The organism is Pseudocitrobacter sp. 73, from assembly GCF_008369545.1.
In the GTDB taxonomy this organism is placed as follows: Bacteria; Pseudomonadota; Gammaproteobacteria; order Enterobacterales; family Enterobacteriaceae; genus Pseudocitrobacter; species Pseudocitrobacter vendiensis.
The window spans coordinates 36,266-57,997 of the sequence record NZ_VTZO01000016.1 but is presented as its reverse complement, the minus strand read 5'-3'; the positions used below and the strand labels follow the sequence as shown (position 1 = coordinate 57,997).

Annotated in this window: 21 protein-coding genes; 7 read left to right on the top strand and 14 right to left on the bottom strand. The window is 54.7% G+C overall.

All coding sequences use genetic code 11. The features are described from left to right. Positions 1 to 2: 2 nt before the first annotated feature. The 3 genes from F0Q32_RS17585 to tusA form a co-directional block, all read right to left on the bottom strand. Complete coding sequence (locus tag F0Q32_RS17585; protein WP_149464094.1) at positions 3 to 512, bottom strand: TRAP transporter small permease; 510 nt, start codon at positions 510 to 512, stop codon at positions 3 to 5. A 10-nt stretch (positions 513 to 522) separates the two neighbouring features. Beyond that, the gene (locus F0Q32_RS17580) at positions 523 to 1,506 is read right to left on the bottom strand and encodes a TRAP transporter substrate-binding protein (RefSeq protein WP_149464093.1); all 984 of its coding nucleotides are present in this window, start codon (positions 1,504 to 1,506) and stop codon (positions 523 to 525) included. A 185-nt stretch (positions 1,507 to 1,691) separates the two neighbouring features. Then, a complete protein-coding gene (tusA, locus tag F0Q32_RS17575) occupies positions 1,692 to 1,937 on the bottom strand; it encodes a sulfurtransferase TusA (protein WP_149464092.1) in 246 nt (81 codons plus the stop codon). Between the two features lie 199 nt (positions 1,938 to 2,136). Here tusA and F0Q32_RS17570 point away from each other — a divergent pair, with 199 nt between their 5' ends. Further along, the gene (locus tag F0Q32_RS17570; RefSeq protein ID WP_149464091.1) at positions 2,137 to 2,802 is read left to right on the top strand and encodes a 7-cyano-7-deazaguanine/7-aminomethyl-7-deazaguanine transporter; all 666 of its coding nucleotides are present in this window, start codon (positions 2,137 to 2,139) and stop codon (positions 2,800 to 2,802) included. A gap of 73 nt (positions 2,803 to 2,875) precedes the next feature. After that, the gene (locus tag F0Q32_RS17565) at positions 2,876 to 3,433 is read left to right on the top strand and encodes a DcrB family lipoprotein (RefSeq protein WP_149464090.1); all 558 of its coding nucleotides are present in this window, start codon (positions 2,876 to 2,878) and stop codon (positions 3,431 to 3,433) included. Here the strand turns inward: F0Q32_RS17565 and F0Q32_RS17560 are convergent, their stop codons facing one another. Then, complete coding sequence (locus tag F0Q32_RS17560) at positions 3,434 to 4,654, bottom strand: MFS transporter (protein ID WP_149464089.1); 1,221 nt, start codon at positions 4,652 to 4,654, stop codon at positions 3,434 to 3,436. A 142-nt stretch (positions 4,655 to 4,796) separates the two neighbouring features. Here F0Q32_RS17560 and F0Q32_RS17555 point away from each other — a divergent pair, with 142 nt between their 5' ends. Beyond that, positions 4,797 to 5,846 carry an AI-2E family transporter gene (locus F0Q32_RS17555; protein WP_149464088.1) on the top strand — a complete coding sequence of 350 codons (1,050 nt, stop codon included), beginning with the start codon at positions 4,797 to 4,799 and terminating at the stop codon, positions 5,844 to 5,846. Between the two features lie 3 nt (positions 5,847 to 5,849). On the opposite strand, the gene F0Q32_RS17550 is transcribed toward F0Q32_RS17555, so the two are convergent. After that, entirely contained in the window at positions 5,850 to 6,359 is a 510-nt protein-coding gene (locus F0Q32_RS17550; protein WP_149464087.1) for a phenolic acid decarboxylase, read from the bottom strand. A gap of 96 nt (positions 6,360 to 6,455) precedes the next feature. Here F0Q32_RS17550 and F0Q32_RS17545 point away from each other — a divergent pair, with 96 nt between their 5' ends. Continuing rightward, on the top strand, positions 6,456 to 7,316 hold the full coding sequence (locus F0Q32_RS17545; RefSeq protein ID WP_149464086.1) for a LysR family transcriptional regulator: 861 nt from the start codon (positions 6,456 to 6,458) through the stop codon (positions 7,314 to 7,316). A 75-nt stretch (positions 7,317 to 7,391) separates the two neighbouring features. Here F0Q32_RS17545 and F0Q32_RS17540 read toward each other — a convergent pair whose 3' ends face one another. The 6 genes from F0Q32_RS17540 to F0Q32_RS17515 form a co-directional block, all read right to left on the bottom strand. Then, positions 7,392 to 8,516, bottom strand: coding sequence for an ABC transporter permease (locus tag F0Q32_RS17540; RefSeq protein WP_149464085.1), 1,125 nt, complete (start codon positions 8,514 to 8,516; stop codon positions 7,392 to 7,394). Further along, on the bottom strand, positions 8,516 to 11,251 hold the full coding sequence (gene rbbA, locus F0Q32_RS17535) for a ribosome-associated ATPase/putative transporter RbbA (protein ID WP_149464084.1): 2,736 nt from the start codon (positions 11,249 to 11,251) through the stop codon (positions 8,516 to 8,518). Before rbbA ends, F0Q32_RS17540 begins: the two co-directional genes overlap by 1 nt. Continuing rightward, positions 11,248 to 12,315, bottom strand: a complete 1,068-nt coding sequence (locus F0Q32_RS17530; protein ID WP_149464083.1) for an HlyD family secretion protein — start codon at positions 12,313 to 12,315, stop codon at positions 11,248 to 11,250. Before F0Q32_RS17530 ends, rbbA begins: the two co-directional genes overlap by 4 nt. 319 nt (positions 12,316 to 12,634) lie before the next feature. Continuing rightward, positions 12,635 to 13,732: a hypothetical protein gene (locus tag F0Q32_RS17525; RefSeq protein ID WP_149464082.1), complete on the bottom strand. Its 1,098-nt coding sequence runs from the start codon at positions 13,730 to 13,732 to the stop codon at positions 12,635 to 12,637. After that, the gene (locus F0Q32_RS17520) at positions 13,732 to 14,349 is read right to left on the bottom strand and encodes a hypothetical protein (RefSeq protein ID WP_149464081.1); all 618 of its coding nucleotides are present in this window, start codon (positions 14,347 to 14,349) and stop codon (positions 13,732 to 13,734) included. Before F0Q32_RS17520 ends, F0Q32_RS17525 begins: the two co-directional genes overlap by 1 nt. Positions 14,350 to 14,633: 284 nt before the next feature. Continuing rightward, complete coding sequence (locus F0Q32_RS17515; protein ID WP_149464080.1) at positions 14,634 to 15,827, bottom strand: NAD(P)/FAD-dependent oxidoreductase; 1,194 nt, start codon at positions 15,825 to 15,827, stop codon at positions 14,634 to 14,636. Positions 15,828 to 16,057: 230 nt separating this feature from the next. On the opposite strand from F0Q32_RS17515, the gene pitA reads away from it, so the two are divergent. Next, positions 16,058 to 17,554: an inorganic phosphate transporter PitA gene (pitA, locus tag F0Q32_RS17510; protein ID WP_108476775.1), complete on the top strand. Its 1,497-nt coding sequence runs from the start codon at positions 16,058 to 16,060 to the stop codon at positions 17,552 to 17,554. Between the two features lie 61 nt (positions 17,555 to 17,615). Here the strand turns inward: pitA and uspB are convergent, their stop codons facing one another. Continuing rightward, positions 17,616 to 17,951, bottom strand: coding sequence for a universal stress protein UspB (uspB, locus tag F0Q32_RS17505; protein WP_149464079.1), 336 nt, complete (start codon positions 17,949 to 17,951; stop codon positions 17,616 to 17,618). Between the two features lie 422 nt (positions 17,952 to 18,373). Between uspB and uspA the strand changes: the two genes are divergently transcribed. Beyond that, entirely contained in the window at positions 18,374 to 18,811 is a 438-nt protein-coding gene (gene uspA / locus F0Q32_RS17500) for a universal stress protein UspA (RefSeq protein WP_004106650.1), read from the top strand. Positions 18,812 to 18,928: 117 nt separating this feature from the next. On the opposite strand, the gene F0Q32_RS17495 is transcribed toward uspA, so the two are convergent. After that, positions 18,929 to 19,432 (bottom strand): Rrf2 family transcriptional regulator, encoded by a 504-nt coding sequence (locus F0Q32_RS17495; protein ID WP_149464078.1) that lies wholly within the window; start codon positions 19,430 to 19,432, stop codon positions 18,929 to 18,931. A 219-nt stretch (positions 19,433 to 19,651) separates the two neighbouring features. On the opposite strand from F0Q32_RS17495, the gene F0Q32_RS17490 reads away from it, so the two are divergent. Continuing rightward, positions 19,652 to 20,854, top strand: coding sequence for an NAD(P)/FAD-dependent oxidoreductase (locus tag F0Q32_RS17490; RefSeq protein ID WP_149464077.1), 1,203 nt, complete (start codon positions 19,652 to 19,654; stop codon positions 20,852 to 20,854). Between the two features lie 125 nt (positions 20,855 to 20,979). Here F0Q32_RS17490 and rsmJ read toward each other — a convergent pair whose 3' ends face one another. Then, on the bottom strand, positions 20,980 to 21,732 hold the full coding sequence (rsmJ, locus tag F0Q32_RS17485; protein WP_149464076.1) for a 16S rRNA (guanine(1516)-N(2))-methyltransferase RsmJ: 753 nt from the start codon (positions 21,730 to 21,732) through the stop codon (positions 20,980 to 20,982).

Genomic DNA, 21,732 nt, shown 5'->3' with positions numbered 1-21,732 from the left:
TCTTAACCGTGGTTACCGATGAGCACCACCGGGCGGTGTTCCTGCGAACCGAACAGCAGACGCTCAATCACAAACAGAATCAGCACCGCAGAACCTACAGGCAGCGGCAGATAGCTCTCGCCGGAAGTCATTACCGGGAATTCCGCAACGGGCTGCTCCCACAACTCGACACAGAGCCAAAGGCTGTACCAGAACATGATGGCGGTCACGACCAGCATCAATAAGTCCACCAGCCGCGCCGCCGCTTTCTGCAGCGTAGCGGGCAGTCGGTCGGTGAGCATGTTGACCGCGATATGCGACCCGGCGCGATAACCCACCGCCGCGCCGATAAAGGTGAACGTCACCATGCAGATAATGGCTATCGGCTCCGGCCAGGATTCGCCCCGGTTGAGCACATAACGAGAGAAAATCCCCACCGGAATGACAACCGTCATCAGCAGCAGTGAAAGTCCGGCAACCCACATCGCCAGCATATAGAGCCGATCCATCGCTCGCGAAAAACGCTCTGACATAGGGCCTCCGCTACTGGACATCAGCAATGGCTTTCATCAGGTCCTGATGCTTTTCGCCGTACGCTTTACGCACCGGTTCCGTGGCCTGAACAAAGAAGGTTTTGTCGATTTCGTGGAACTGCACGCCGCCCGCTTTCATCTTCGCCAGCGCCTGCTCGTTGTACGCTTTCCACAGCGCGCGCTGCTCCATCTGAGCTTCATGGGCCAGGGTGATGATTTTTTGCTGATCCTCCGGGCTCAGTTTGTCCCACTTCACTTTCGAGTAGAGCAGCATTTCCGGGGTGATAAAGTGGCCGCTCAGGGTGTAGTTTTTAGCGACAGGCAGGTAGTTATGGGCGATAAACGTTGGTGGATTATTCTCCGCACCGTCAATCACGCCCGTTTGCAGGCCGCTGTATACCTCACTCACACCCATCGCCACCGAGTTCGCGCCCATATCTTTGAGTGTCGCCAGCGCCACCGGGCTGCCCTGCACACGGATCTTCATGCCCTTGAGATCGTCCGCTTTGAGCACCGGTTCTTTGGTGATGAGATTACGCGTGCCGGAGTCCATCCAGCCGAGGAAAACCAGTCGCGATTTCGGATTGTTGGTGAGCTTGTCGCCAATCTGCTTGCCGATGTCGCCGTCTATCACTTTATGCATATGATCTTCATCGCGAAAAACGTAGGGCAGCGTGAAGACTTCGATATCGGGCAAAATCGCCGCGACCGGGGCCATCGATACGCGGATCATGTCGATTGCCCCCATCTGCGCCTGCTCAATCATCTGCTTTTCATCGCCCAGCACGCCGCCGGGAAAGACTTTAATCTCCAGCTTGTCACCGGTTTGTTGTTTGAGTTTCTCCCCCATATGCTGCACGGCCACCACGTTCGGGTAGCCTTCGGGGTGAACATCTGCAGCTTTTATCACCTGCGCCGAGGCGTAAGAGGTAAACAGGAGAGTGGCGGTTGAAAGGCACAAAGCGGCCACGAATGGCTTAACAGTCATCTTCATCGGTCAGCTCCAGCGGTATTTTGCGGTAAGAGATAAAACGTTGTTTTAGTTTTCCGCTTAAAAGCTAGACGGGAAGTGCGAGGTGGGCGGTGAGATAACTCACAAAAGAAACAATTCCGAAACGCGATTTTAACGATGTGATAACGATATTTCAGGGCAGATCACAGAATCTGCCCTGACAAAAACTAATGGCTTTTACGCAGCAGGTAGCGATATGGCAGAGCGTCGGTCTCTTTAGCAATCAGTTCATGTTCCATGAACGTGCAGAAACCGGGAATATCGCGGGTGGTTGCCGGGTCGTCGGCAATAATCAGCAGCGTTTCGCCCACGGGCATCGTGCGCACAGTTTTGCGCACCATCATTACCGGCTCCGGGCAACGAAGGCCAAGGGCATCTAAAGTGTGGTTTGGGCTGGCGAACAGATCGGTCATTGTGGTCTCACCGTAGAAAAATCGGCCTTAGTTTACGCCGTGATTTCTGTGACGCAAGTCAGGTTAACGATTGCGTGAAAAACAACCATTGCAATGCCGTGCGGAAGCAGTATCATTCGCTCCCTTATCGCGCAGGTAACGATAAGAATACGAACAGTTTTATTGGGTTCCCTCACCCCAATCTATAAAAAGGTACAATATGACTCCCTTTACATCCGTACAGCGCAAGCACGCGCTGGTTTGGCTATCGCTATTCCATTTGCTGGTTATTATTTCCAGTAACTATCTGGTGCAGTTGCCCGTTTCTGTTTTTGGCTTCCACACCACCTGGGGCGCGTTCAGCTTTCCGTTTATTTTCCTCGCGACTGACCTCACCGTGCGCATCTTCGGCGCGCCGCTGGCTCGACGCATTGTCTTCGCGGTGATGATCCCCGCGCTGATGGTCTCCTATGCTGTTTCATCACTTTTCTATATGGGTGAATGGCAGGGCTTTGGCGCGCTGGCGAACTTCAACCTGTTTGTCGCCCGTATCGCCGCCGCCAGCTTTATGGCCTACGCGCTGGGGCAGATCCTCGACGTTCACGTCTTTAACCGCCTGCGCCAAAGCCGTCACTGGTGGCTTGCGCCGACGGCCTCGACGCTGTTTGGCAACATCAGCGACACGCTGGCCTTCTTCTTCATCGCCTTCTGGCGCAGCACCGACCCGTTTATGGCACAGCACTGGGTGGAAATCGCCCTGGTCGATTACTGCTTTAAAGTGCTGATCAGCATCATCTTCTTCCTGCCGATGTACGGCTTACTGCTGAATATGCTGATGAAACGGCTGGCAGACAAATCTGATTTGTCAGCAATGCAGCCAGGTTAAAGGTTCGTTTTCCGAGTTGTGATAAGATGGGTGAATGAGCCGTTAATGGCCGTTTATCGAAAGGAAGAAGTCAATGCGCAAATTGGTGAAATACGTTGGTATTGGCCTGCTGGTTGTTGGGCTGGCAGCCTGTGACAACAGCGATACCAAAGCTCCGGCACAGGGTGCGGCGGCAGAGAGCAACGCCTCCGGGCAGCCGATTAATCTGCTGGATGGCAAGCTGAGCTTCTCATTACCCGCAGACATGACCGACCAGAGCGGAAAAATGGGCACCCAGAGCAACAATATGCACGTCTACTCCGATGCGACCGGGCAGAAAGCCGTGATCGTTATCGTGGGCGACAACACCGATGAAGACCTCGGCGTAATGGCGAAACGTCTGGAAGAACAGCAGCGTAGCCGCGACCCGCAGTTGCAGGTCGTGACCAATAAATCCATTGAGGTGAAAGGCCACACGCTGCAACAGCTGGACAGCATCATCTCTGCTAAAGGCCAGACCGCGTACTCTTCCGTTATCCTCGGCAAAATTGATGGCAAGCTGCTGACGATGCAGGTTACCCTGCCGGCAGATAATCAGCAGCAGGCGCAGACTGCCGCTGAGAACATCATCAATACTATCGTTATCAACTAATTAGTCTGATGACGACCCGGCCTTCGGTTGTTCAACCGGAGGCCTTTTTTTTAGCCGCCACCCCAGCAGCAGCGCAATTGCCACCAGCCCGGCGGCAGCCAGGTAAATCGTCGATACGCCCATCCACGCCATCATCAGCCCGGCGAGCGGCCCGGTAATCCCGAGAGATAAATCCATAAACACCGTATAGGTGGCCAGCGCGGAACCCTGGTTTTGCTGCGGCACGGCCTTCACTGCCACTACGCCCAGCGCCGGGAATACCAGCGAGAAGCCTGCTCCCGCAAGGAAGGTACCGATTTTCGCCATCAGCGGCGTGTCGGCGATGCCCACCAGTAACAGGCCGATAATCTCAACCGAAAAACAGATCATCGCCACGTTCAGCCCACCCAGACGGTTGATCCCGTTGGGGAACAGCAGACGCGTGCCGACGAACGCGCAGCTAAAGAGCGTGAGTGCGAACGCTGCGCCGTCCCAGCCTTTGGCGTCGTAAAACAACGTAATGAAGGTGGCGATTACGCCGAAGCCCGCCGAGGCCAGTGCCAGCGCCATGCCGTAGGGCCAGACGCGACCGAGCACCGCGCGAAACGACATCACTTTGCCCTTCGCCGCTTTCACTTCCGCACGCGGCAGCGCGCAAATCACCGCCAGCGCGGCAACCGCCATAATCACCAACGCCAGCCCATGCAGGCCACCGTACTGATAACAGAGCACGCCGAGCGGCGCGCCCATCGCCATTGCGCCGTAAGTCACGATGCCGTTCCAGGAAATCACCCGCCCGATATGCAGCGAGCCCACCACGCCGACGCCCCACAGCGTAGAGCCCGTTCCGGCAAAGCTTTGTCCAATCCCCAGAATCACGCGCCCCAGACACAACAGCACCAGACTTACCATCGGCCAGCCGCCGCCCATCGCCGCCAGTAAATAACTCAGGCCACTGAGAAAACAGCCGCACAGACCAAACACCACGATTTTCTTCGGCCCGAGCTGGTCGGCATAGCGCCCGGCATGCGGGCGACTTAACAGCGTTGCGAAGTATTGCAGGCTGATAACCAGACCCGCCCAGAAGGCGCTAAACCCCATGACATCATGGACATAGCCCGGCAGCACCGCGAGCGGCAGGCCGATGGTGAGATAGCTGGCGAAGTTGAAAATAACGACGGAAACGATGCGTAAATTGAGGCGAAAACCGCTGAGTTGCGCCCCATCTGCGGCGTCTGGCATGACAAACATCCGAATTTTAAAACGATGTTTTCATTATTGCATGCGCTGAAATTGAAGTCGCGCTTTTGCGCCGCGCACTTTCAGATAATACGCTTGCCGCTTCGCACTACACTTAAGTGCGAACGATCAAAAGGAATTCGATATGACCTCCCCACAGCCTGATAAAGCGGGCCTGCATATTTTACTCAAACTCGCCGCCCTGGTGGTGATCCTGGCCGGTATTCATGCCGCCGCCGATATTATCGTCCAGTTACTGCTGGCGCTCTTTTTCGCCATTGTGCTTAACCCGCTGGTAAGGTGGTTTATGCGTCGGGGATTTTCCCGCGCGCTCGCCATCACCATTGTGATGATAGTGATGCTCTTCTTCCTGACGGCACTGATGGCCGTGCTCGCTTCATCGATCAATGACTTCATTGCCCTGATGCCGAGCTACAACAAAGAGCTCACCCGCAAATTTATCGAGTTGCAGGAGATGCTGCCATTTCTGCATCTGCACGTTTCGCCGGAAAGATTACTCCAGCGAATGGATTCCGATAAAGTGATGACCCTGGCGACTACCTTAATGACCCAGCTATCCGGGGCGATGACCAGCATTGTGCTGCTGATTATGACCGTGGTGTTTATGCTTTTCGAAGCCCGCCACGTGCCCTATAAACTGCGTTTTGCCCTTGTGAATCCGCAAGTGCATATCGCCGGGCTTCACCGCGCATTAAAAGGGGTCTCACATTATCTGGCGCTCAAAACGTTTATTAGTCTCATGACCGGCGTGATTGTCTGGCTTGGCTTGCTGCTGCTCGACGTGCAGTTCGCGCTGATGTGGGGCGTGCTGGCGTTTTTGCTGAACTACATTCCCAACATTGGCTCGGTGATATCCGCCATTCCGCCGATGATTCAGGCGCTGCTGTTTAATGGCTATTACGAATGTTTGATGGTCGGCGCGCTGTTCCTGGTGGTGCACATGGTGCTGGGCAATATTCTGGAGCCACGCGTGATGGGGCATCGTCTGGGGATGTCGACGCTGGTGGTGTTCTTGTCGTTGCTGATATGGGGATGGCTGCTGGGGCCGGTGGGCATGTTGCTGTCGGTGCCGCTGACCAGCGTCTGTAAAATCTGGATGGAAACCACGAAAGGCGGCAGCAAACTGGCGATACTGCTTGGCCCGGGGCGGCCCAAAAGCCGCCTGCCGGGCTAATGTTTAGCGCAGGTTTGCCGGGAAATCTTTTGGCAGTTCACTGGCGGCGCAGGCGATGACCGTGTCATCGTCCGGGCCGCAGTCGCGTACAAAAGTAATGGTCGCGAACTCATCAATCACTTCGGTTGGGTAAGCCGGGCCTGCATCACGATATGAATTCATCAGCGGAATGTGATCGTTCTGGAAGCAGACGGTTTTTTCCGGGTTATTCATTATCCAGCGTGGGAAGAAGATAGTGCCGTGGAACAGTTTGTCGCCCAGGTTCACAATCAGGCTGACGTCAGTACCGGTCGGTTCAGTCCATGAAATTTTGTAGATACTTTCCCCAACACGCACGATGTACGCCTGCTGATCTTTCACCCAACGATTCCCCACCAGACCGCTGTGAATGCGGTAATCAAGGGTGTTGGCGTTTTTGACGTAAATCTCGTAGTTCCAGCCGTTATCGTAGGTATAAACCAGATGTTTACCGATAAAACCGCTCAAATCATTTTTATCAAAGCTGCTCATAATTCGTTCTCCTCTTTTCGATGGAGTTATCTTATTGCTTTAAAAACTGAATGAATAACGCTATGTTTGAATTAAATTCATCTAAATTTTAAATCAATCATGCACAAGACCACCCTGGAACAATGGGCGCTACTGGAAAAAGTGGTGGAGCTCGGCAGCTTTGCCAAAGCGGCAGAAGAGACCAACCGTAGCCAGTCATCGGTTAGCTATAACTTGTCACTATTGCAGGAACGATTAGGTGTTGCGCTGCTGGTGCCGGAAGGCCGCCGCGCGGTACTGACACCCGCCGGGGAACTGTTACTCAGTCAGGTGAAACCGCTACTGAAAGCCTTCGCCCGGGTCGAAACCCGCGCCGCCACGCTGCGCGACGGCATGCGCACGCGACTGGATTTAGTGGTGGACAGCATCTTCCCGCGCAAGCGGCTGTTTGCGATTTTGCGCCAGTTTCAGCAGCATTACCCGCAAACGCAGGTACGACTGACGGAAGTGCTGGAGAACAGCACCGACAGCGACGCCATGCAGGCGGAAGCGGATGTAATGGTGCTGACGCGACGCCAGGACATTACCGGGCGCGGCGAATGGCTGATGAATATCGATTTTGTTGCCGTTGCCCACCGCGACCACCCGCTGTTTCATCAGGATGCACCGTTTAGCGATGAGATGCTGCGTAACTGGCCGCTGGTGCGCATCGCCGATCATGACAACGCTCGCCAGCCGGGCAACGATGCGTGGACCTTTTCGACCATTGATGCAGCGATTGATGCGGTGATGTATCAGGTGGGCTACGGCTGGTTACCGGAAGAGCGTATACAGCGGTTGCTGGAACAGGGTGTGTTGAAGCCTTTACCGTTGCATCACGGCGCGCGGCGCGCCACGCCGCTGCATTTGATCGTGAAGCAGGATCTCGCCCCGCTGGATGAGCAGGTTGAGACGCTGTTGCGGTTGTTTAGCGAGGGGTAGGGAACGCGGTGCAGGGAAATGCCGGATAAGCAAAGCGCCATCCGGCAACCCCAGGCTACGCCAGGCTACGCCAGGCTACGCCATTGTCCCAATCGTTTTCCGGAACCGCAGCAGGGCAATCATAAAAAACACCCCGCCAATCGCCAGCAGCGTGACAAACTGCGGCCAGACAATATCAAACCCGGCCCCGCGATAAAGAATCGCCTGCGCCAGACTGACAAAATGGGTCGTCGGCATCGACAACATAATGTCCTGCACCATTTGCGGCATGCTCTCGCGCGGCGTTGAGCCGCCGGAGAGCATCTGTAGCGGCAACAGCACCAGAATCATCAGCAGCCCCAGCTGTGGCATTGAGCGCGCGACCGTGCCCATAAAAATCCCGATAGACGTAGTGGCAAACAGACTCAACGCCACGCCGAGCATAAACAACGGGATCGAACCTTCAATCGGCACGCCCAGCACGCCCTGCACCATCAGCACCAGCGACAGCCCGGACACCACCAGCACCACCAGTCCCATCGACCACACCTTAGCCATCATGATTTCAAACGGCGTAATGGGCATCACCAGCAAATGCTCTACGGTGCCGTGCTCGCGCTCGCGGATCAGCGCCGAGCCCGTCAGCACAATCGCCAGCATAGTGATGTTGTTGATAATCGCCATCACCCCACCGAACCACGCAGGCTCAAGGTTCGGGTTAAAACGCATCCGTGTTTCCAGCGCCACCAGCGGCTCGCTGTTATCACGGTAGCGCGCGACAAAACTGTTCACCTCGCCGTTGATAATGCTCTGGATGTAGCTGTTGCCGGTAAACGCCTGGCTCATGCGCGTGGCATCGACGTTCACCTGAATATCCGGCTGACGCCCGGCCAGCACATCACGCTGAAAATTGGGCGGGATGTTCACCGCGAAGGTATAGCGCCCGGCATCCAGCCCGGCGTCCATTTCATCGGCAGTGATCATCTCCGGCGGCAGAAACCACGGGCGGTAAAAGCTGTTCACAATACGGTTAGAAAGCTGCGACTGGTCCATATCCGCGATAGCGATAGGCGCCAGATGCAGCGACCCCGGCGTGACCGTTGCCGACGAATAAACCGACAGCGTAAACGCAAACACAATCAGTGCCAGCATCGCTTTATCGCCCAGCAGGCTGCGCAGCTCCTTGATGCCCAGGTTATAAATATTGCGTAATCGGCGCATCATCCCTCCTGTTTTTTCAGCAGCAGCACGCTCAGGCCAATCACCAGCGGCACAGCAATCAGCAGCGGAATGAACAGCGGCCAGAGATCGCCCAGATCCAGCGCCTTCGAAAACGTCCCGCGCGCGATGGTCAGGAAATGGCTGGTCGGGTAGATCTCGCCGATCCACCGCCCCGGCCCTTCCAGCGATGCCACCGGATCGATCATCCCGGAGAACTGCGTCGCCGGGATCAGCGTAATGATCGAGGTACCAAATATGGCGGCGATCTGGCTTTTCATAAAGGTGGAAATCAGCAGTCCCATTCCGGTCGCGATGGTGACATACAGCAGCGCCGCCAGGGTCAGGGTGAGGAAACTGCCTTTGTGTTCAACGCCAAACATAAACACCGACAACGCGCATAGCAGGAAGAAGTTGAGCATTCCCAGCGCGATATAAGGCAACTGCTTGCCGAGCAGGAATTCGCTTCGTGTCGTCGGCGTAACGTAGAGGTTGATGATCGACCCCAGCTCTTTTTCACGCACCACGCTTAACGCGCTGAGCATTGAAGGGATCATCATCAGCAGTAATGGAATAACCGCAGGCACAATCGCCGGAAGACTTTTTACATCCGGGTTATAGCGATAGCGGGTTTCGATGGTCATCAGGCCGTTCTGCGCATTTGACGTCGGCTGGCGGCTGGCGACGTCCTGTAGCCAGGTCTGGTGCATCGCCTGCACGTAACCCTGCACCGTTTCCGCCCGACTCGGCATCGCACCATCCACCCAGACACCGATTTTCACCGGCGTACCGCGTGCAATATCACGACCAAAGTTGGGCGGAATTTCGATCTCCACCGCAACGTCGCCTGCCCGCATTCGTTTATCCAGCTCGTCATAACTGGTGAGCGGCGGCTGTTCGATAAAGTAGCGGGAACCGGCAAGATTGAGTGACCATGCCTGGCTGCTCATGGTCTGGTCGCGATCGAGCACGGCAAAGCGCAGGTTTTCGACATCCATGCTGATGCCGTAACCCATGATCAGCATCAGAATCACCGTACCGAGCATCGCCAGCGTAGAACGTACCGGGTCGCGGCGCAGCTCCAGCGCTTCCCGGCGGCTATAGCTGAACAGGCGGCGCAGGCTGAAGCCCTGACGCGGCGGTTTTGGCGCTTCATGCGTCATCGGGATGTCGTCTGGCGGCGGCACCTGCGGTGCAGGGCCGGAGGCTTCCTGAAGCCAGGCGATAAACGCCTCTTCCAGATTCGCCGCGCCACGGCGCTCAACCAGTTCCTGTGGCGTGCCGCTGGCCAGCACTTTGCCCGCGTGCATCAGCGACATGCGGTCGCAGCGCTCCGCTTCGTTCATAAAGTGAGTGGAGATGAAAATAGTGACTTTATCCTGCCGCGACAGGTCAACCATCAGTTGCCAGAACATATCGCGCGCCACCGGGTCAACGCCGGAGGTCGGTTCATCAAGAATGAGCATTTCCGGGCGATGGATCACCGCCACCGCCAACGACAATCGCTGGCGAATGCCCAGTGGTAGCGCGGCGGGAAGTGCGTCTTCGACGTCGGCGAGCATGAAGCGATCGCTCATTTCCGCGACTCGCGCCGGGATTTCCGCTTCGGGAATATGAAACAGGCGGGCGTGAAGCTCCAGGTTTTGCCGCACAGTGAGTTCACTGTAAAGCGAGAACGCCTGCGACATATACCCCACACGGCGGCGGGTTTCGATATCGTTCGGATCAACGGGCTGACCGAACAGCCAGGCTTCACCTTCGCTGGCAGGCAACAGGCCCGTGAGCATCTTCATGGTGGTCGATTTGCCGCAGCCGTTGGAGCCGAGAAAACCAAAAATCTCGCCGCGAGGAATGCGAAAGTTCACATGGTCCACCGCAACAAAATCGCCGAAACGCATGGTGAGATTGCGCGCTTCAATGGCGATTTCTGCATTTTCTGCCTGATACGGCGGAATGACGACCGGTTTATGTGCCTGCCGCTGCGCCTCTGGCAACAGGGCGATGAATGCCTGCTCCAGCGTCTCGCTGCCGGTTTTATCCCGTAGCTGTTGCGCGCTGCCCGTCGCCATCACTTCCCCGGCGTTCATCGCCACCAGCCAGTCGAAACGCTCGGCTTCCTCCATGTATGCGGTCGCGACCAGCACGCTCATGTTGCTTTGTCGTTCACGGATGCTGTCGATCAGATCCCAGAACTGCGCGCGTGAAAGCGGGTCAACACCGGTTGTGGGCTCATCGAGGATCAGCAGTTCCGGGTCGTGGATCAACGCGCAGCACAGCCCCAGTTTTTGCTTCATCCCACCCGAGAGCTTCCCGGCAGGGCGATCGCGGAACGGGGCCAGCCCGGTACTGTTCAGCAGTTCGGTGATCCGCGCCTCGCGCTCCGCTTTATTGTGGCCAAACAGGCGCGCGAAGAAGTCGACGTTTTCATACACCGACAGCGTGTGATAGAGGTTTTTGCCCAGCCCCTGCGGCATCCAGGCGATACGCGGGCAGACATCGCGGCGGTGCGCCGCATCGCGCATATCGCCGCCGAGCACCATCACATTGCCCTGCTCAATCACCCGCGCGCCGGAAATCAGCGACAGCAGGCTCGATTTCCCGACGCCATCCGGGCCAATCAATCCCACCATGCACCGTGAGGGAATGTTCAGCGTAATGTTCTTTAACGCCACCGTCGCGCCGTAACGCTGGCCGACGCCTTCAAGCTGCGCGACGGAAGGCCGTATCTGGCCTGTCATTGCGGCAACCTCACCACCAGGTCATCTGGCCAGGGTTGTTGTTCATCCAGACGCACCCACGCCATGCCCGGCAGCCCGGTTTTCACATACTCCAGATGCTGTTGCAGCAGCTCTTGTGGAATGCGCGCTTTCACGCGGAACATCAGCTTCAGCCGCTCATCGCGGGTTTCCACGGTTTTTGGCGTGAACTGGGCGACGCTCGCCACAAAACTGATGGTGGCGGGAACACGCAGATCGGGCGCGGCATCAAGCACCAGACGCGCTTCACCGCCAATCTTCAGCAACCCCGCCTGCTCGGTCGGCAGGAAGAAGGTCATATAAACATCGCTGAGATCGACCATATTGAGCACCCGACCGCCTGCCGCCAGCACTTCACCCGGCTCGGCGACACGATACTGCACGCGTCCATCGCGCGGGGCTTTGAGCTCGCTATCGTCGATATCGGCCTGAATGCGCCGCTCGGTGGCCTGCGCTGCCTCGACGCGCGTTTGCGCCTGGATGATATTGGTTCGCGCCGCTTCAATCGCCGCATTGGACGCAGATACCTGCGCCCTCGCCGACTCCAGCGCTGCACGCGCGCTCTCTGCCGCCGCACGATCGTCATCTAACTGTTGCGCGGAGACTGCGCCGCGCGTCGATAACGTCTGCGAGCGGGTATGACGTTTAGAGACGGACGCCAGTTCGGCATCACGCTGCTTCACCACCGCCTGCGCCGCACGCATCTCGCTCTGGCGCTGCTCCAGCAAAGCGCGCGCAGCCGCTACCGCGCTTTCGGCTTCTTTAATTTGCGCGATAGCTTCCTGGCGCTGCTCGTTCAGCACGCGGGTATCCATCTTCGCTAACACCTCACCCTGACGCACAAACTGCCCTTCCGACACCAGAATGGTGTCGATGCGCCCGGCGATTTTGGTGGCGATATCCACTTCCGTGGCCTCGATTCTGCCATTGCTGGCCGCGAATCCTTCCGGCACACCCGCGGGCCGTAACATCCACCACGCCACGGCAGCTACCACCGCGACAATGCCAATGATCCACCACGTCAAATGACGTTTAATCTTGTCCATGCTCGACCCGCCATAATCCCTGTTACCAAACCACGCGTGTCACAAAGCGCGCCGAACAAACGTTCAGCGACAATTCCCCTCCGGGATAAGAGGGAAAGAGGAGAGAGAGCCAGACGGTGTACAGGCGTCGGAATGACGCTCACCGTAAAGGAGAGTGCTGGATGAAGGTACTGAGAAATCGGGTAGTAATGTTGTCATCATCAGCGTTCCTGGCCGTAAATGAAACACGCGTACTCATTGATAGTGTCAATGTGATAGTAACACCTGATTTTTGTATGTCTATTGACTTATTAAAGCAGCGTCCCTGCTGCATTCCTCTTCAATGAGTGTGGGCTAATGCCCTCAGAATAGTTTCCGCATATGCAATACGTCCGGCGAGATTCACTTTGGCTTTGCCATTGACTTTCAGGGTAAGCGCTTCCAGGTCCCAGCGATCCGCATCCGGTAAGCAATGACGGGTTTTCAGGTACCAACATGCCGAAATCGCCGCACCTTCAGGGGTCTCACACCATTCTGCTGCCTGCTCAACTGAAATCTGCATATCGTCTGCAAACTGCTGGTATTCCGTCTTACCGGTCAGTTGAATCAATCCCCGGCCACGATATCGATAGCCGTCTCCCGACTCTACAGAACCATTACCGAGCCGATTTGCGTAGACCAGATTTCCCAGACGCTCGGGTTGACCTAAATACATTTGTGCTTCTTTTTCATCTTTGAAATGGTTACCAAACACTTTCATCAATTGACGTAATGTGGTGTAACGCATATTTTCACGGAGATCCTGGAAGGTTTCGCCAGCCTCAGCCATAAACTGTCCGATTGCTGCTGCAACACGTCGATCGGTATTCACCTCAAACTTTTGGAATGCATGATTTAACACCGGGACCCATTTATCCGTATCGATATGCTTACTGGCTTGTTTCAAGGCATAGGCAAGGGGCTGAGAGGTAGGTAGGGATAAGCTATAGTCAGTGGTGATTGCCAGTCCACGGTGAATATCTTGCTGAGGTGATTGCACCGTTTGAGTCTTTGCAGGTGGTTCGGGTTGGTTTCCATCATTTTTTCCACTCTCTGGCGCAATAGCTTGTCGGATAAATGAATTAAAGCTCCCTTCAATAAAATCCACACCAGCATACCCTGCTGCAACAACGGCCAGTAAGGTTTTAGGGTCAACGCCTCCTGAAAACTGATCAAATCCCAGAATTAATGCCGATACGCATCCAGCAATAAAACCGATCATAAGCGTCACAATCATATAGCTGGCACTAAAGCTCGCTTTAGTGTTGTTGCTATCAAGATTAAGGTAACCCGCTTTTTGAAGACCAATAACAGCCCGAATGCCCTGACCGACCATTCCCGCGGTACCACACAGGAAGAGGATAATAAGAATATTAATGGCAGGAAGTGAAGTAGACATTATTTAACCTCCGCCTGGGCAAAGGTCATCCAACCCTGCTGGCCTCCAACCAGTAAGGGAGAAACGCGTAATGTCACATCCGCCACACTGCTGGAATGGATTTTATATTGGTTAATGCCATAGGGAGGAAGTTCCCCCTGAAACCAGGTGTCATAAACAAAACAGATCTGATCATCTTTATTCTGCTGAAGTACTTTTGCAACACCTTGCAGAATTTTCTGCGCAAGCGCAGTGATAGCGATAGCCGATGGGTTGCCAGACAGAGCAGCAACAGCACCAACCTCTTCCGCCGTACCGCTGATAAGATCATCCAATTGTTGGCCCACTATTCGGATATCTGAATCAGACTCCATCAACATCAAGGTCGTCGTGACGAATTCACCAGGATTTCCCGGGCCATAAAGTGAAAATGTGCTGTCCGAGGTAATAATACGTTCATACACTTTTACATTAGGAAAATCGAATCGCTTGCTACTCATTCTTAGCACGCCGTCTTTTTTATCCGTAACAATAGCAATCAGATAGGGGTCAATATAATTCCGGCCTGGGTCAAATGATTTTTTGATGCGTAAATCGGTCAGGACAATAGAGGTATGGTCTTTCAGTGGATTAAACATAGTATTGCCTCTTTCATTCAAATTTAGCCATCACGCAATTAGATTTAAATAAAAGAGAAGTGCATCAGCAGTAACACGAAAGATTGATTCACATTGCTAAAATCACCCATAAATATCAACATGCAATATTAAACACATAATATATTGAAACGACTGAATTAATGATTAACGTGGAATTAAATATTCTGCCTCAACCTTTAGTCAGGCTAATTTAATTTTACATTATTAGCGGAAGAATAATCGTGGTAGTGGTTATTTCAGGGGGGAGATCCCCCCTGCTGTGGTTATTCTTCGCTCAGCGCCTGCGCACAGGCCCAGGCGCTTGACCACGCCCACTGGAAGTTATAGCCGCCCAGCCAGCCGGTGACATCCATCACTTCGCCAATGAAATACAGCCCCGGCACCTTGCGTGCTTCCATGGTTCGGGAAGAGAGTTCGTTGGTATCCACGCCGCCCAGCGTCACTTCTGCTGTGCGATACCCTTCTGTGCCGTTAGGCTGCACGCGCCATTCGGTTAAGGTTTCCACCAGTGTTTGCTGATCGCGCACATTAAGCTGTTTCAGCGTGACATCCGGAATCTGCCCCAGTTGTTGCAAGCACTCCACCAGACGTTTCGGCAGATGCATTGCCAGGGTATTTTTCAGGCTCTGATTCGGGTGTTCCACACGCTGCGCATCAAGGAATTCGGCAAGGTCGATATCCGGCAGCAGGTTAATGGTGACGAATTCACCGGGCTGCCAGTAGCTGGAGATCTGCAACACCGCCGGGCCGGAGAGACCGCGGTGCGTAAACAGCAGGCTTTCGCGGAAAACGGTGCCATCTTCTGCGCTAATAACAGAGGGAACAGAAACACCCGAGATAGTTTGGGAAACATCCAGCATCGGTTTGTGAAGTGTGAAAGGCACAAGCCCGGCGCGGGTTGGCAAAACCTTCAGGCCGAATTGTTCAGCAATTTTGTAACCAAATGGCGATGCGCCAAGGCCCGGCATCGACAGTCCACCGCTGGCAATCACCAGTTTCTTCGCGGTGACCGTTTCGCCGTTGAGTTGCAGGATAAAGCCCGCTTCATCACGCTCAACGCTCAATATTTCGCTGCGCAGGCGTGTCGTAACGTTGCCTTTTGCACATTCATCTACCAGCAGTTTTACAATTTGCTCGGCGGAATCGTCGCAGAAAAGTTGCCCCAGCGTCTTCTCGTGCCAGGCAATGCCGTGCTTTCCGACCAGGTCGATGAAATCCCATTGGGTGTAGCGCGCCAGCGCAGATTTGCAAAAATGCGGGTTTTGGCTGAGATATGCCGCAGGTTCGACATTAAGATTAGTAAAGTTGCAGCGACCGCCGCCGGACATCAGAATCTTGCGTCCGGGCTTCTTACCGTTATCCAGCAACAGTACGCGCAGGCCCGCCTGCCCGGCCTGCGCGGCACAAAACATTCCTGCGGCACCGGCCCCAATTACAATGGCATCAAACCTTTCCACGCACTATCCTCAACTTAGTGATTGTCGGGAATTGTAAATTTTTCACGCACGTCGTACCAGTGAAATATAAGGCAACTCCGCATATCTATTTGAAAAATCTTAAATAATCATTTGCGACAGCTATAGAACTGTGGGGGAATATCAAAAAAAGTCTATATTTCACTTTGCCCGCGCTGCCAAAGTCCATGATAATGCCGCGCGTTCATGTCCTCAAAATGGCGTAACGTACTATGTTACATTTGTTCGCAGGTCTGGATTTACATACCGGGCTTTTGTTGGTACTTGCTCTGATTTTTGTTCTGTTCTATGAAGCCATTAACGGCTTCCATGATACGGCAAACGCAGTGGCAACCGTGATTTATACTCGCGCTATGCGATCGCAGCTTGCGGTTGCCATGGCGGCTATCTTTAACTTCCTCGGCGTTCTGCTGGGCGGCCTGAGTGTAGCCTATGCCATCGTGCATATGTTACCGACAGATCTCCTGCTTAATGTCAGTTCAGCGCACGGCCTCGCCATGGTCTTCTCCATGTTGTTGGCTGCGATTATCTGGAACCTCGGCACCTGGTATTTTGGTCTGCCGGCATCCAGTTCTCACACGCTGATTGGCGCGATCATTGGTATTGGTTTAACCAATGCGCTGATGACTGGCACATCGGTGGTGGATGCGCTTAACATTCCGAAAGTACTGAATATTTTCGGCTCCCTCATCGTGTCACCTATCGTCGGCCTGGTCTTCGCAGGTGGTCTGGTGTTCCTGCTGCGTCGCTACTGGAGCGGTACGAAAAAACGTGCGCGTATCCACCTGACGCCGGCAGAGCGTGAAAAGAAAGACGGTAAGAAAAAGCCGCCATTCTGGACGCGTATCGCCCTGATCATTTCGGCTATCGGTGTCGCATTCTCTCACGGCGCGAACGACGGTCAGAAAGGCATTGGTCTGATCATGCTGGTATTGATTGGCGTGGCTCCGGCAGGGTTCGTGGTCAACATGAACGCATCTGGCTACGAAATCACCCGTACCCGTGATGCTATCAATAACGTTGAAGTCTTCTATCAGCAACATCCTGCGTTGCTGAAAAAAGTCACCGGCGTTGACCAGATTATTCCTGAGCCTGACACCGCCATCACGCCGTCTGGTGAGCTGCACTGTCATCCGGCAAACTCTCTCTACGCGTTAACCCGCGTGAAGAACATGCTGGCGGATATCGAGACCTACGACAAACTGAGCGTCGAGCAGCGTAGTCAGCTACGTCGCATCATGCTGTGTATCTCTGATACCACTGACAAAGTCGCTAAGCTGCCAGAAGTGAGCGCTGACGATCAGCGTCTGCTGAAGAAACTGAAAGGCGACATGCTCAATACGATTGAGTACGCACCGGTCTGGATCATCATGGCCGTCGCGCTGGCGCTGGGTTGCGGTACGATGATTGGCTGGCGTCGTGTGGCGACCACCATCGGGGAAAAAATCGGTAAGAAAGGCATGACCTACGCACAGGGTATGGCGGCGCAGATGACCTCTGCGGTATCCATCGGCCTGGCGAGTTATACCGGGATGCCGGTTTCCACCACTCACGTTCTCTCCTCTTCTGTGGCGGGTACGATGATTGTGGATGGCGGCGGTCTGCAACGGAAAACCGTGACCAACATTCTGATGGCATGGGTGTTCACGCTGCCAGCATCGATTCTGCTTTCGGGCGGATTGTACTGGCTGTCGTTGATGATTATCTGATTATCAGGCAGACAAAAAAGACGGGTCAGGAAACTGGCCCGTCTTTTTTTATGGCGAGAAGCTAATGCCAGAGAGCCAAAGCGATCAGGCTCACGACCACTAAACCACATAGTGAACTGGTCAAAATAAACTGGCGGCGCAGGCGCTCACAGCGGCGGATAAACTCGTCGTCATGATGGTCGCGATAGCGCTGACCGTAAATGTACCAAACCAGCCTCACTTGCTTGCTGGGTTGGCCATGTGAGGTAAAAAAACCTCCACCATCAACATACTGATAGAGCAAGGGATCGCAACCACGCAGTACCACTAACAATGCACGCAACGACGAGAAATAGCGTGCCATATTCACCACACAGACGACACACAGGGCCCAAAACAGCGCGATTGTGCTGATCATACCTCCTCCCCGGCGACCCACCCAGCGGAGACTCCACCCGGGCTACCGCACCCCGATAACCAATAGCTTAGACAGCTCAGTGAAAAGGTGAGAATCCGATCACGTTTATTTATCCGATCGGCTCATTAAATAGTGTAGGAGATTAGTGAAATTTTTTACCACAACCTTAAGCGTTATCAATAGGTGTCTTTAGATAAATTTGTTTAACAAATTGGTGATCGCGTCGCATTGACGCGCAGACCCGGTCGCTATAATGTAGAAATATCTTCTACAATGAGGTCTTTAAGATTATTACAAGGCCTGATTAGCATCCCCGGATGCAGCAGATTTAAGGCAGGGCTACCCCCCGCGCAATCGATATGCAGGACGCGGGCGACTTCACGCCCATTGGTCATCGACAACTTTATGGAAGGAGTAACACCATGGCTTACAAACACATTCTTATCGCGGTAGACCTTTCACCAGAAAGCAAAGTACTGGTTGAGAAAGCCGTTTCTATGGCACGCCCATACAACGCGAAAGTTTCCCTGATTCATGTTGATGTGAACTACTCCGATCTTTACACCGGCCTTATCGATGTGAATCTGGGCGACATGCAGAAACGCATTTCGGAAGAGACGCACCATGCGCTGTCTGAGCTGTCCACCAATGCGGGTTACCCGATTACCGAAACCCTGAGCGGCAGCGGCGATCTGGGCCAGGTGCTGGTCGACGCCATCAAGAAATACGATATGGACCTGGTGGTTTGCGGTCATCATCAGGACTTCTGGAGCAAGCTGATGTCTTCTGCTCGTCAGTTAATCAACACCGTTCACGTCGATATGTTGATTGTTCCGCTGCGCGACGAAGAAGAGGAGTAATCGCCTCTCGCGCATAATGACAACGCCCGCTTTTGCGGGCGTTTTTGTAGGTGGTGCGGCCTACAATCACGTATCGACACGTAGGCCTGATAAGCGTAGCGCCATCAGGCAATTCGCTTACGCTTTGCGCGCGGCAATCCAGTCCTGAACTTCGATAACAAATTCATCCGGCGCTTTGCGGTACATCTTGCGGGCAAGGTCGAGGATCGTGTGCTGAGCCAGCGCCTCTTCCATTCGCTGCTGTGCCATGTCCATTACCGAGCGCACGCCGCAGATGCCTTCACACGCCCACTCCGGCGGCTGTTCATCAAACACGGCCAACCGCTGGCGAATCTCGCGGCATTCAAAGATGCGCTTCTCACCGTCGATGGCAACAGCCACGTCTTTCACCGTGATGTGCTCCGCGGGTTTTGCCAGCTGAAAACCACCGCCCTTCCCTTCAATGCTGCGCACCAGCCCGGCTTTTGACAGGCGAGTGAAGATTTTGGCGAGGTAGTCATAGGGCACGCTTTGTAACTCGGCAATTTCGCGCACGCTCATATCACGGGCGTCGCCCTTGCTGTCTACCATGCACATCAGGCTATGAATGCCGTACTCAACCCCAGAACTGTAAAATGCCATACTTTAATCTCAGCCAAGTTAACTCTGAGTTATTGTAGCTATTTTGCCCTTATCAATCCAGAAACTTCATTTCAATACGGCGAAACTAAAAAAATAAATAGATATTAATCATAATGATAGAAGGAAACACTCTATCGCGCTGATTTTTCACATTGCCTTTTTAAACTACGACTAATAAAATCCGAGTCAATTAATCGACGTTAACAGAGTGAATGAGCGATGCGTAAACAAATTTTGATCGTAGGTGCCGGTTTTGCCGGAATGTGGGCTGCCCTGAGCGCGGCGCGCCTGGCGGACAAGCATGATAATCAGGCTATTGATATTACAGTGATTGCTCCGCAGCCAGAGCTGCGTGTTCGCCCGCGTTTTTATGAAAGTCACGTTGAAACGCTGGTTTCCCCGCTGATGCCGCTGTTCGACGTCACCGGCGTGACATTCCTGCGCGGTACCGTATCTGATATCCACACCGACTCGCGTAGCGTGAGCTGGAAAGATGCGGACGGTAAAACCCACCAGCATCCCTACGACCGCCTGATTCTGGCGAGCGGTAGTCACGTAAACCGTTCATTTGTCTCAGGTGTTGAAGCGCATGCCTTCGATCTCGATCAGCTGGAAAGCGCCGCCGTTTTAGAAAAACATCTGCATTCTCTGGCCTCTCAAACTGAAAGTGACGCGCGTAACACCGTCGTCGTCTGCGGCGGCGGGTTTACCGGTATTGAAATGGCGATGGAATTACCCGGCCGTCTGCGCGACATTCTGGGCTCAAATGCTAAGACCAGAGTAGTCGTAGTTGAGCGCGGCCCACAGCCGGGTTCACGTTACAGTGAAGAACTCCGCAATGTGGTCATCGATGCCTCCAACGAACTGGGGGTCGAATGGATGGTGAATGCCGAAGTGGAATCGGTGGATGCCGCAGGCGTCACGCTTAAAGACGGGCAGCGAATTGCCTCTTCAACCGTTATCTGGACCGTGGGCGTGCAGGCAAGCGACCTGACGGCACAAATTGATGCGCCGCGCGATCGCCAGGGGCGTCTGCATGTAGATACGAATCTTCAGGTTATCGGCCATGAAGAGATTTTCGCCACCGGCGACGTGGCGTATGCGGCAACGGATGACAAAGGCAACCACGCGCTGATGACCTGCCAGCATGCGATTCTGCTGGGCAAATTCGCCGGGAATAACGCCGCTGCCAGCCTGTTGGGTGTGGAACCGTCGCCGTATCGCCAGGAGATGTACGTCACCTGTCTGGATCTCGGCGCGTGGGGTGCGGTGTATACCGAGGGCTGGGATCAGCAGGTAAAACTGACGCGCGAAGAAGCGAAGAAATTGAAGGTATCGATCGTTAGCGAGCTGATTTACCCGCCGAAAGCGGAGAGAACAGCGGCGTTTGAGATGGCCGATCCGTACGCGCCGTTTGTGTAGGGGCCCTCACCCCGACCCTCTCCCACAGGGAGAGGGAGAAAACCGCACAACTTTCACCATTGGCACGATCGGTCCCCTCTCCCTATGGGAGAGGGTTAGGGTGAGGGGCCCAGGCCGCACTTCCCCTATTCCGCCGTCCCCGCATAAATATCAAACCGATGCCCTTTCGTGACCACCGCGTTGGTCGTCGCCACCTCCGCGAGCGGCGGCGCATAGTCTGGTCGCTTCACCACCACCCGCTTCGTCGCCAGCAATCGTGCAGGCTCCAGCAATCCGTCCGCATCTAAATCCGGCCCCACCAGCGACTGAAACACGCGCATCTCTTTCTTCACCAGCGCGCTTTTCTGCTTATGCGGAAACATCGGGTCAAGATACACCACCTGCGGGCGCGGCGTGATATCCGCAAGCGTCGTCAGGCTGGAGGCGTGGATCAGTTGTAATCGCTCCTGCAACCAGCCGCCGATTTCCGCATCGGCATAGCCGCGCGCCAGGCCATCGTCAAGCAGTGCCGCCACGACCGGGTTGCGCTCCAGCATCCGCACATGGCAGCCTACCGAGGCCAGCACAAAGGCATCGCGCCCCAGCCCCGCCGTGGCGTCAACCACGTCCGGCAAATAGCTGCCTTTAATGCCGACTGCTTTTGCCACCGCCTCACCGCGACCGCCGCCGAATTTACGCCGATGCGCCATCGCGCCGCCAACAAAATCCACGAAGATGCCGCCAAGCTTTGGCTCATCGCGCTTGCGCAGTTCAAGATGCTCCGGCGTTAACACCAGCGCCATCAGGTTGTCTTCATCGTGCTCCAGCCCCCAGCGGGCAGCAAGAACAGATAAGGCGCCGTCTCCGGCGCCCGTTTCATCAAGTAAACAGATTTTCAC

Coding starts and splice junctions, on each gene's coding strand:
- F0Q32_RS17585 (WP_149464094.1), bottom strand. CDS start 512: ATGTCAGAGCGTTTTTCGCGAGCGATGGATCGGCTCTATATGCTGGCG.
- F0Q32_RS17580 (WP_149464093.1), bottom strand. CDS start 1,506: ATGAAGATGACTGTTAAGCCATTCGTGGCCGCTTTGTGCCTTTCAACC.
- tusA (WP_149464092.1), bottom strand. CDS start 1,937: ATGACCGATCTGTTCGCCAGCCCAAACCACACTTTAGATGCCCTTGGC.
- F0Q32_RS17570 (WP_149464091.1), top strand. CDS start 2,137: ATGACTCCCTTTACATCCGTACAGCGCAAGCACGCGCTGGTTTGGCTA.
- F0Q32_RS17565 (WP_149464090.1), top strand. CDS start 2,876: ATGCGCAAATTGGTGAAATACGTTGGTATTGGCCTGCTGGTTGTTGGG.
- F0Q32_RS17560 (WP_149464089.1), bottom strand. CDS start 4,654: ATGCCAGACGCCGCAGATGGGGCGCAACTCAGCGGTTTTCGCCTCAAT.
- F0Q32_RS17555 (WP_149464088.1), top strand. CDS start 4,797: ATGACCTCCCCACAGCCTGATAAAGCGGGCCTGCATATTTTACTCAAA.
- F0Q32_RS17545 (WP_149464086.1), top strand. CDS start 6,456: ATGCACAAGACCACCCTGGAACAATGGGCGCTACTGGAAAAAGTGGTG.
- F0Q32_RS17540 (WP_149464085.1), bottom strand. CDS start 8,516: ATGCGCCGATTACGCAATATTTATAACCTGGGCATCAAGGAGCTGCGC.
- rbbA (WP_149464084.1), bottom strand. CDS start 11,251: ATGACAGGCCAGATACGGCCTTCCGTCGCGCAGCTTGAAGGCGTCGGC.
- F0Q32_RS17530 (WP_149464083.1), bottom strand. CDS start 12,315: ATGGACAAGATTAAACGTCATTTGACGTGGTGGATCATTGGCATTGTC.
- F0Q32_RS17525 (WP_149464082.1), bottom strand. CDS start 13,732: ATGTCTACTTCACTTCCTGCCATTAATATTCTTATTATCCTCTTCCTG.
- F0Q32_RS17520 (WP_149464081.1), bottom strand. CDS start 14,349: ATGTTTAATCCACTGAAAGACCATACCTCTATTGTCCTGACCGATTTA.
- pitA (WP_108476775.1), top strand. CDS start 16,058: ATGTTACATTTGTTCGCAGGTCTGGATTTACATACCGGGCTTTTGTTG.
- uspB (WP_149464079.1), bottom strand. CDS start 17,951: ATGATCAGCACAATCGCGCTGTTTTGGGCCCTGTGTGTCGTCTGTGTG.
- uspA (WP_004106650.1), top strand. CDS start 18,374: ATGGCTTACAAACACATTCTTATCGCGGTAGACCTTTCACCAGAAAGC.
- F0Q32_RS17495 (WP_149464078.1), bottom strand. CDS start 19,432: ATGGCATTTTACAGTTCTGGGGTTGAGTACGGCATTCATAGCCTGATG.
- F0Q32_RS17490 (WP_149464077.1), top strand. CDS start 19,652: ATGCGTAAACAAATTTTGATCGTAGGTGCCGGTTTTGCCGGAATGTGG.